The sequence below is a fragment of the Fervidicella metallireducens AeB genome, from assembly GCF_000601455.1.
GTDB classification, from domain to species: Bacteria; Bacillota; Clostridia; order Clostridiales; family Caloramatoraceae; genus Fervidicella; species Fervidicella metallireducens.
Window position 1 is genome coordinate 19,695 of sequence record NZ_AZQP01000036.1, and the last position, 9,251, is coordinate 28,945.

Sequence of the window (9,251 nt, forward strand, 5' to 3'; positions counted from 1 at the left end):
ATATAACTGGATTACCCATAGGGGGTATATATTTGTAATAGATAAGGAGTGTTATACATGGCAACAGCTAAAGATTTTCATAAAGAAGGGTATAACTGCTGTGAGGCAATGTTGAAATCTGCAAACGTAAATAAGGGACTTGATATTCCAGTAAATTTGGGAAGTCCATTTGGTTCAGGTATGACAGTTGGAAGTACATGTGGAGCTATTACAGGAGCAGCAATTATCCTTGGATATTTAAAGGGTAGAAAGGACTCAACTGAAAAAAACCTGTCTTGGAAGGATACCAAGGCATTGATGAATGCAGTGAAAGAAAAGTATGGGACTCTAGAATGTATACAATTGAAAAAACAAGGGGTTTCCTGCAATGAAATCATTGAGTACGTGGAAGAACTGCTAAATAATCAGCTGTAATTTATAGTTAAACATGGTATAATTTAAGCATACCATTTTAATAATATTATTTTTAAGGTGATTTTGTATGCTTGATAATTATATAAGTTTTATACCAGAATGTATTCTAGATTGTAAAAGAGTTGAGGAAAATGATACATGGCTGATTTTTAGTAATAACAAAATAATGTATAGGTTAAAAAATAACGAAATAATTTTCCCTAAAAGCACTGAAATCAAAAATCTAGAACTGATTAACATATTAGGTATTGGACATAACAGCAAGGAAAGATATTATGTTGCTGAGCTAAAAGATGAATCTTTTGTAAATGAGTTTACCTTTAATGATTTAAAATCCCTAGTTGGTGTTTTAGAGGAGGAACTTTTTTTCATCTGCAGTAGAGCTGCCCAGATGTTGAACTGGAATAAAAATAATGTTTACTGTGGTAGATGTGGAAGTTTAATGGATTTTAAATCAGATGATACGGCGAAGTTTTGCCCTAAATGTGGACAAACTATGTATCCTCGTATTTCCCCAGCTGTTATTGTTGCTATAGTTAAGGAAGATAAAATACTACTGGCCCATAATGTTAACTTTCAACAGAACAGATATAGCACTATTGCAGGTTTTGTTGAAGTAGGTGAAACATTTGAGGAATGTGTAAAAAGGGAAGTTTACGAAGAGGTTGGTGTAAAAGTTAAAAATATAAAATATTTTGCAAGCCAACCTTGGCCATTTCCTGATTCTTTAATGGTAGCCTTTACAGCGGAGTATGATTCGGGAGATATTAAAGTAGATGGAAAAGAGATAAGTCATGCAGATTGGTTCAATAAGGCTAATTTGCCCAATATACCTGTTAGGGGAAGTGTAGCTAGGAAACTAATAGATTGGTTTATTAGTAGTATTTGAGTCAATAAAAAGAACTTTTGAGAGAGATATTTATAATCCTTCTCAAAAGTTCTTATAGTTTATTAGAAAGCTTTTTTAATTAGTTCTTCAATTTCAGATACCAGTGGCATTCTTGGATTTGCAGTTGTACATTGGTCTTCAAAGGCATCATCTGCAAGTTTAGATAGTACTCTATCAAAGTGTTCCTTTTTTACCCCGCATTGTGATAAAGTAGATGGCATGTTGAGCTCATTCATAAGTTTTCTTACAGCATCTGCTAAACTTTTAACACCTTCTTCAGGAGTTGAATGAGGTAATCCTAAATATTTTGCAATTTCCTGGTATTTTTCATGTGCTATATAGTGTTCATATTTAGGGAAAGGAACAAACTTTGAAGGTTTACTTCCGTTATATTCAATAACATGTGGCAGCATAATTGCGTTGGCTCTTCCATGAGGTATATGGAATTCACCGCCAATTTTATGGGCTATACTGTGGTTTACACCTAGAAAAGCATTGGTGAAAGCCATACCTGCCATACAAGAAGCATTGTGCATCTTTTCTCTTGCTATTTTGTCATTTCCGTTTTTATATGCCCTTGGTAAATAATCAAAAACAAGTTGAATAGCTTTAAGTGCTAATGCATCTGTATAATCTGAAGCCATTACTGAAACATATGCTTCTATTGCATGGGTCAAAACATCAAGCCCTGTATCAGCTGTAACAGATGGAGGTACCGTCATTACTAATTCTGGATCAATTATTGCAACATCAGGTGTTAGTTCATAATCAGCAAGAGGATATTTTACATTGTTTTGTTTATCAGTAATTACTGCAAAGGCAGTTACTTCAGAGCCTGTACCAGAAGTTGTTGGGACAGCTACAAGTCTTGCCTTTCTTCCAAGCTTAGGGAATTTAAAGGTTCTTTTTCTAATATCCATAAATCTAAGTTTTAATGCTTCAAAATCAGTTTCTGGATATTCATAGAACAGCCACATACCTTTAGCTGCATCCATTGGAGAACCACCGCCAAGAGCTATTATTACATCAGGCTGAAAGTTTCTCATTTGTTGTGTTCCCCTTAACACAGTTTCAATTGAAGGATCAGGCTCTACCTCAAGGAAGGTGTCAATATGCGTCCCAGCTTTTCTAAGATGATATATAGCTTTTTGAACGAAACCTAGTTTGTCCATCATTCTATCGCTGACAATAAATGCACGTTTTGCATTAAGTTTTTCTAAATATTGAAGTGAACCTGCTTCAAAATAAATTCTTTCAGGAATTCTGAACCATTGCATATTTACTCTCCTTTTTACAACTCTTTTAATGTTAATTAGATTAACAGCACTTACGTTTTGAGTTGTTGAATTTTTTCCCATAGTACCGCAACCAAGGGTTAATGATGGCATGTTTGTGTTGTATAAATTTCCAATTGCCCCTTGTGAGGAAGGAGAGTTAACTATAATTCTTCCAGCCTTTACCTTTGTTGAGAACAGATTAATTACTTCATCATCATTTGAATGTATTACTGCAGAGTGTCCCATTCCGCCGAACTCAACCATTTCTTCTGCACGCTTAATTCCTTCTTCGTATCCATCTACGATATAACATGCAAGTATTGGGCTTAATTTTTCTCTTGAAAGTGGATACTCAGGTCCAACTCCTTCGATTGTAGCTATTATAATCTTTGTATTCTCAGGTATTGTCAGTTCTGCCATTTCAGCAATTTTCTTTGCACTTTGTCCAACTATTGAAGGGTTAATTGAGCATTTACATTCATCAACTACAAGTTTTTCTAACTTTAATCTTTCTGTATCACTTAGAAAATAGCAGCCATTATCCTTCATTAATTGAATCACATCATCAGCTATATCTCTATCAATAATTACAGCCTGTTCAGATGCACATATAGTTCCGTTATCAAAGGTTTTACTCATGATTAAATCATTTACAGCTCTTTTTATATTTGCTGTCTTTTCGATGTAACATGGTACGTTTCCTGCACCAACTCCTAAAGCAGGTTTACCAGTAGAGTAAGCGGCTTTAACCATTCCAGGTCCGCCAGTTGCAAGTATTAAATTTACTTGAGGATGTGACATTAGATGTTGTGAAGCTTCTACTGACGGGGACTCTATCCATTGTATACAATTTTCAGGAGCTCCTGCTTCAATTGCAGCATCTCTGACTATTCTTGCTGCTTCAGCACTGCATTTTTGGGCTCTTGGATGGAAACTAAAAATTATTGGATTTCTAGTTTTAATTGCAATCAGACTTTTAAATATTGTAGTGGAGGTTGGGTTTGTTGTTGGTGTTACCCCTGCAATGACACCAACAGGCTCTGCAACTTCCATATAATCTTCCTCATCAACATCCTTGATTATTCCAACAGTTTTTAACTTTTTGATACTATTATAAACATATTCAGATGCAAATATATTTTTAGTTATTTTATCTTCATAAATTCCCATTCCTGTTTCTTCAACGGCCATTTTCGCCAGTTCTCTATGATTCGCCAGAGCTTTTATTGTCATATTTTTAACAATATCATCTATGGTGTTCTGATCATATTTTAAGAACTTATTGTATGCCTCTTGGGCATTACTTACCAATAAATCTACATGTTCACGAATATCATTCATATTTACCCCTCCAAAGATTGTTATTTATTTAACATTGTCAATTTTATTTTAGCATTTCTTAGAAAAATGTCAATAGATATTGATAAAATATTAACGATTAATATAGGCCACTAATAATCATTGATGAAAAAAATAAATTTAAATGATAAAATCTATTTATGAAGGTATCATAAAATTTTATGTCATTTAAAATTTTAGATTGCTAATTGTGATGTTTGGAGGGGCTAAGAATGATTAATAAGAATCTAATTAAAAATATTAAGGAAAAATTAGTTTATAAAAAAATTGAAAGCCCAGTTGGAGTTCTGACAATAGCTGCAACAGATGAAGCATTAAAATTGCTTTTAATGAATAGGGAATCAGGTCTATATGAGGATGATATATTAAAATTAAGAAAAGTAGATTCACATCCTATTTTAGACAGAACAGAAAGGCAGATAAATTTATATTTTAAGGGGAAGTTAAAGGAGTTTGATATACCTTTAGCTCCTGAAGGTACAGAGTTTCAAAAAAAGGCTTGGCAAGTTTTAAGAACTATTCCTTATGGAGAGGTCTATTATTATCAGCAACAGGCAGAATTAGTTGGTGATTCAAGGAAAGCTAGAGCAGTAGGGCAGGCTAATTCTATGAATCCTATAGCGATAATAATTCCTTGTCACAGGGTTATTGAAAAAAATGGGAAGTTAACGGGCTTTGCAGGTGGGCTTAATGTTAAAGAATATCTATTACAATTAGAAAAAAGATATAGATAAATTTTCAGCTTAGCCCCAGGAATGAGTCCAATTTAATTGATTTTAGAGCTTAAAAAGGAAGTTTTGATATTATTTCTTGGGGCTTTTATAATAAATCCTCTAAAGGTTATCCTGAACCAGATAATAGCTGCAACTTTTCAGTTGCATTAAATTTTAGATGCTTTTAAACATTATTGTTTTTTTAAGGTCGTAATAATTAAAATAATTCCGAATGTAGCAATAAAAATACTGTACAAAATGTCTAATGTGTTTTTTTGCAATACATTTATATAAGGAAAAATTTTAAGATAGTAAACCTTATGACTGCTTTTAATAGAAGGAAGTTTGTTTACATCTTTAATATTACCTATTCGTTGGGTACCAAAAACATTTTTTCCATCTGTGGTAGTGAAACAATAACTTACTTTATAATTGTTTTCTAATATGTCTGAATTCTTGAAATCACGCTGAATATCAACAACATATCCTTTTGTTTCTTCTCCAATTACGGGGAGTACAACGTCTCTTAATCCTAATATAATACAAATCAAACCTAGAATGAATGCTAAAAATCGTTTCATAAGTTTAATCCTCCAACATTTTTATACAATTATATAATATGTGTTTACTTTTATGAGTGTTAAACTAATATAAAATTGTTGCCCTTGTCTATATTCATTTCATAAAGATAGTAATTATATAATTTAAATTCTTATTATTACCCGGGAAATACAACAATTTAATATTTTTACTTAAATGAAAGCAGCAACCTTTTGTAACAGACGATGGAATTTATGTATTACAAAGAATAAAAATATTTTGAGAACAAATAGGGATATATTATTAGGACAAGATTAATATAATTTAGTGATGAAAACAATGAAGTTTGGGAGGTGTCTATATGCGTATTAATGAGCATCCTATATTGTCCTTCACGAAGGGTAAACTCGTAAAATTCACCTTTGATGGAAAAGAATATGAAGGATATGAGGGAGAACCCATAGCAGCAGCATTGCATGCAGCTGGAATAAAGGTTTTAGGTCATACCCATGAGCTAGGCAGACCACGTGGCTTTTACTGTGCAATAGGTAACTGTTCTTCATGTCTTATGACAGTAAATGGTGAGCCAAATGTAAGGGTGTGCGTTGAAAAACTAAAGGAGGGTATGGTTGTGGAAACTCAAAAGGGAAGAGGTGAACTTAAATGATAAAAACAGATATTGCTATTGTAGGTGGAGGACCAGCTGGATTATGTGCAGCTATCAGCGCAGCTTCCCAAGGTGCTAATGTAACAATAATCGAAAAGGCAAGTAATTTAGGTGGACAGCTTATTAAACAGACACATATGTTTTTTGGCTCACAAAAACAATACGCATCTACAAGGGGAATAGATATACCTGATATTTTAATGAACGAGCTTAAAAAATTAGGATCACTTGTTAATGTAATGTTAGATTCTACAGTTTTAGGACTATATGAAGATGGTGTTTTAACAGTAGAACAAAACAATAAATATATAAAAATTAAGCCAGACTCAATTATCATAGCTACTGGAGCATCAGAAAAATTTTTAGCATTTCCTAATAATGATTTACCTGGAATATATGGAGCTGGTGCCGTTCAAACCCTTATGAATGTGCATGGAATAAAACCAGGTAATAAAGTAGTTATGGTTGGTGCTGGAAATATTGGTCTTATTGTTAGTTATCAACTTTTGCAGGCTGGAATTGAAGTAAAGGCTATTATTGATGCAGCACCTAAAATTGGAGGATATTATGTACATGCTTCTAAAGTTAGAAGAATGGGAGTTCCAATTTTGACTTCCCATACAGTTAAATATGCACATGGAAAAGAAGTCTTGAAAAAAGTAACAATTGTGAAATTAGATAATAATTGGCAGGAAGTACCTGGAAGTGAAATAGATATAGACGCTGATGTTATGTGTATATCTGTTGGTTTATCGCCTTTAGCCGAGCTACTCTGGCAGGTTGGTTGTGATATGATATATGTTCCTGAACTTGGGGGACATGTACCTGTTAGAAATCAAGAACTTGAAACAAGTGTAAAAGGTGTTTATGTAGCAGGAGATGTTGCAGGAGTTGAAGAAGCAAGTAGTGCAATGGTAGAGGGGAGACTTGCAGGTCTTTGTGCTGCAAAAAATTTAGGATATGCAAAGGAAAATTTTGAAGAGCTGAAAAATGACTGTATTGAGCAATTATATTCATTAAGATCAGGACCTGTTGGAGAAAAGATAAGGGCTGGTCTAAGTAAAGTTATAGTATAGGAGGTACTAATATGTTAGAAAAGTTTGGTGTACCTACTCAAAGTGATATAGAAAGGATATTGCCTACAAAGGAACGTTTAAAAAGGGCCCCGTTGCAATATTTGAATGTTTTCAAAAGATACCGTGTAATCCATGCCAAACAGCATGTGTTAAAGGAGCTATAAAAACACTTGAAGACATAAATGATTGTCCACAAATTGATTATGATAAATGTACTGGCTGTGGAATTTGTGTAAGCAAATGTCCTGGACTTGCAATTTTTATCGTTGATGAAACCTATTCTGAGAAAGAATCACTGGTTAAAATCCCATATGAGTTTTTACCATTACCAAATGAAGGAAGCTATGTAACTGGTTTAAGTAGAGAAGGAAAACCAATATGCAGAGCTAAAGTTGTTAAGGTTTTAAACACTAAGCTTCAGGACAGGACTCCAATTATTTCATTAGCTGTACCTAAAGAGCTTTCAATGGAAGTAAGAAGTTTAAGGCTTGATGATTATTATAGTGATAACACTATAATATGTAGATGCGAAGAAATTACGCTAGGTGAAATCAGAGAGCTTATAAGAAAGGGGTACAGAAGTGTTGATGAAATAAAGAGAATAAGCAGAGCTGGAATGGGTCCATGTCAGGGAAGAACCTGTAGACAACTGATTATGCAAGAAATTGCACGATTTGAAGGTAAAAGTCTGTCTGAATTAAAGATGCCAACCTTTAGACCTCCGACAAAACCAATAAAAATGGAGATACTTTTAGGAGGTGAGAAAGATGAATAAAAGAGCAAATGTAGTAATTATAGGTGGAGGTATTTCTGGCTGTGCAATAGCATATAATCTCGCTAAAAAGGGAGTTAAGGATGTTATTGTAATTGAAAAGGATTATATATGCAGTGGTTCAACAGGAAGATGTGGAGCGGGTGTACGTATGCAGTGGGGGACAGAAATGAATTGCAGACTTGCAAAATACAGTATAGAGTTTTTTGAAAGGGCCAATGAGGAACTTGAATATGAGTATGATATAGAATTTAAACAGGGTGGTTATTTGATTGTCGCTTCAACAGAGAAGGAGGAAACACAGTTTAAGAAAAATCTGGAATTACAACATAGTCTCGGTATACCGTCAAAATACTTAACTCCTAAGGAAGCAAAAGAGATAGTAAAACATATGGATGAGTCAAAAATAAGGTGTGCAACATTTTGTCCAAAGGATGGACATTTAAATCCATTTCATGCAACACAGGCATATGCTAATGCAGCTAAAAGACTTGGTGTCGAAATTATGACATATACAACAGTAACAGGTATCAAAGTTGAAAATGGTGCTGTTGTGGGCGTAGAAACCAGCAAAGGATTCATTTCAACACCTATGGTTGTTAATGCAGCTGGTGGGTATTCAAAGGCCATAGGTGATATGGCAGGTGTTGATATTCCATTATATCCAGAGAGACATCAAATACTTGTTACAGAACCAGTTGCTCAGATGCAGGGGCCAATGTTTATGTCTTTTTCATTAAATATTTACTGTCAACAGACTCCTCATGGTAGTTTTATCATGGGAAGAGGAGATGCAAATGAACCTAAGGATTTTAATATAAATTCAAGTTGGAGTTTTTTAGAGGAGATGGCAAAAACCTGCTGTGAACTTCTTCCACCATTAAGAAAGTTAAATATTGTAAGGCAGTGGGCAGGGCTTTATGAAATAACTCCAGATAGACAGCCAATATATTGCGAATCCAGTGAGGTTAAGGGATTCTTTATAGCTTGTGGCTTCAGTGGACATGGTTTTATGTTTGCACCAGTTACTGGAGTGGTTATGTCTGAGATTATTCTTGGTGAACCAACATCACTTCCAGTGGAAAAACTTCATAAAGATAGATTCCTAAGAGGAGAAGAGGTTTATGAGCCTTCAGTAGTATAGGATGGAGGGATAGGATGAAAAAAATTAATATAAAATCAGAATATTGTGTTAATTGTCAGCAATGTGAAAATGTATGTTCTAATCTTTGGTTTAAGGAAATAAATAAAGAAAAATCATGTATCAGGATTTTAAATGAAAATGATGGTATTAAAATAACTGTATGTTCACAATGCGGAGAATGCATTGATATTTGTCCAGTTCAGGCAATCTATAGAGATGCCAATGGTGTAGTTAGAATAAATAAAAAAGATTGTGTTGGATGTTTTATGTGTGTAGGATTTTGCCCAGAGGGTGCAATGTTCATGCATCCAGATTATATAGAACCATTTAAATGTGTTGCGTGTGGTCAATGTGTTAAAGTATGTCCTACTGGTACTATTGAAATCATAGATAAAAAAGG

11 protein-coding genes are annotated in these 9,251 nt (G+C 33.9%); 9 read left to right on the top strand and 2 right to left on the bottom strand.

The features are described 5' to 3' along the window. Positions 1-57: 57 nt before the first annotated feature. Together Q428_RS10560 and nudC are read left to right on the top strand one after the other, a co-directional pair. Positions 58-414 (top strand): C-GCAxxG-C-C family (seleno)protein, encoded by a 357-nt coding sequence (locus tag Q428_RS10560; RefSeq protein ID WP_035380747.1) that lies wholly within the window; start codon positions 58-60, stop codon positions 412-414. Positions 415-481: 67 nt separating this feature from the next. Further along, a complete protein-coding gene (nudC, locus tag Q428_RS10565) occupies positions 482-1,303 on the top strand; it encodes an NAD(+) diphosphatase (RefSeq protein WP_051515120.1) in 822 nt (273 codons plus the stop codon). 62 nt (positions 1,304-1,365) lie between these two features. On the opposite strand, the gene adhE is transcribed toward nudC, so the two are convergent. Then, positions 1,366-3,921 carry a bifunctional acetaldehyde-CoA/alcohol dehydrogenase gene (gene adhE / locus Q428_RS10570; protein ID WP_035380749.1) on the bottom strand — a complete coding sequence of 852 codons (2,556 nt, stop codon included), beginning with the start codon at positions 3,919-3,921 and terminating at the stop codon, positions 1,366-1,368. Between the two features lie 230 nt (positions 3,922-4,151). On the opposite strand from adhE, the gene Q428_RS10575 reads away from it, so the two are divergent. After that, entirely contained in the window at positions 4,152-4,673 is a 522-nt protein-coding gene (locus Q428_RS10575) for a methylated-DNA--[protein]-cysteine S-methyltransferase (RefSeq protein WP_051515121.1), read from the top strand. A 170-nt stretch (positions 4,674-4,843) separates the two neighbouring features. Here Q428_RS10575 and Q428_RS10580 read toward each other — a convergent pair whose 3' ends face one another. After that, on the bottom strand, positions 4,844-5,233 hold the full coding sequence (locus tag Q428_RS10580; RefSeq protein WP_035380751.1) for a hypothetical protein: 390 nt from the start codon (positions 5,231-5,233) through the stop codon (positions 4,844-4,846). Positions 5,234-5,553: 320 nt separating this feature from the next. Between Q428_RS10580 and Q428_RS10585 the strand changes: the two genes are divergently transcribed. From Q428_RS10585 to Q428_RS10605, 6 genes are all read left to right on the top strand, one after another. Then, positions 5,554-5,859, top strand: coding sequence for a (2Fe-2S)-binding protein (locus tag Q428_RS10585; protein ID WP_035380753.1), 306 nt, complete (start codon positions 5,554-5,556; stop codon positions 5,857-5,859). Continuing rightward, positions 5,856-6,935, top strand: a complete 1,080-nt coding sequence (locus Q428_RS10590; RefSeq protein ID WP_035380755.1) for an NAD(P)/FAD-dependent oxidoreductase — start codon at positions 5,856-5,858, stop codon at positions 6,933-6,935. The genes Q428_RS10585 and Q428_RS10590 overlap by 4 nt, the downstream gene beginning before the upstream one ends. Before the next feature lie 11 nt (positions 6,936-6,946). Beyond that, the gene (locus tag Q428_RS16570) at positions 6,947-7,099 is read left to right on the top strand and encodes a hypothetical protein (protein ID WP_341349035.1); all 153 of its coding nucleotides are present in this window, start codon (positions 6,947-6,949) and stop codon (positions 7,097-7,099) included. Positions 7,100-7,401: 302 nt separating this feature from the next. Next, positions 7,402-7,710, top strand: a complete 309-nt coding sequence (locus Q428_RS15755) for a (2Fe-2S)-binding protein (protein WP_051515122.1) — start codon at positions 7,402-7,404, stop codon at positions 7,708-7,710. Further along, complete coding sequence (locus Q428_RS10600) at positions 7,703-8,851, top strand: NAD(P)/FAD-dependent oxidoreductase (RefSeq protein ID WP_035380757.1); 1,149 nt, start codon at positions 7,703-7,705, stop codon at positions 8,849-8,851. The genes Q428_RS15755 and Q428_RS10600 overlap by 8 nt, the downstream gene beginning before the upstream one ends. A gap of 14 nt (positions 8,852-8,865) precedes the next feature. Next, positions 8,866-9,251 (top strand): 4Fe-4S binding protein (locus tag Q428_RS10605; protein ID WP_035380759.1); only part of this gene is annotated, 386 nt, incomplete at its 3' end.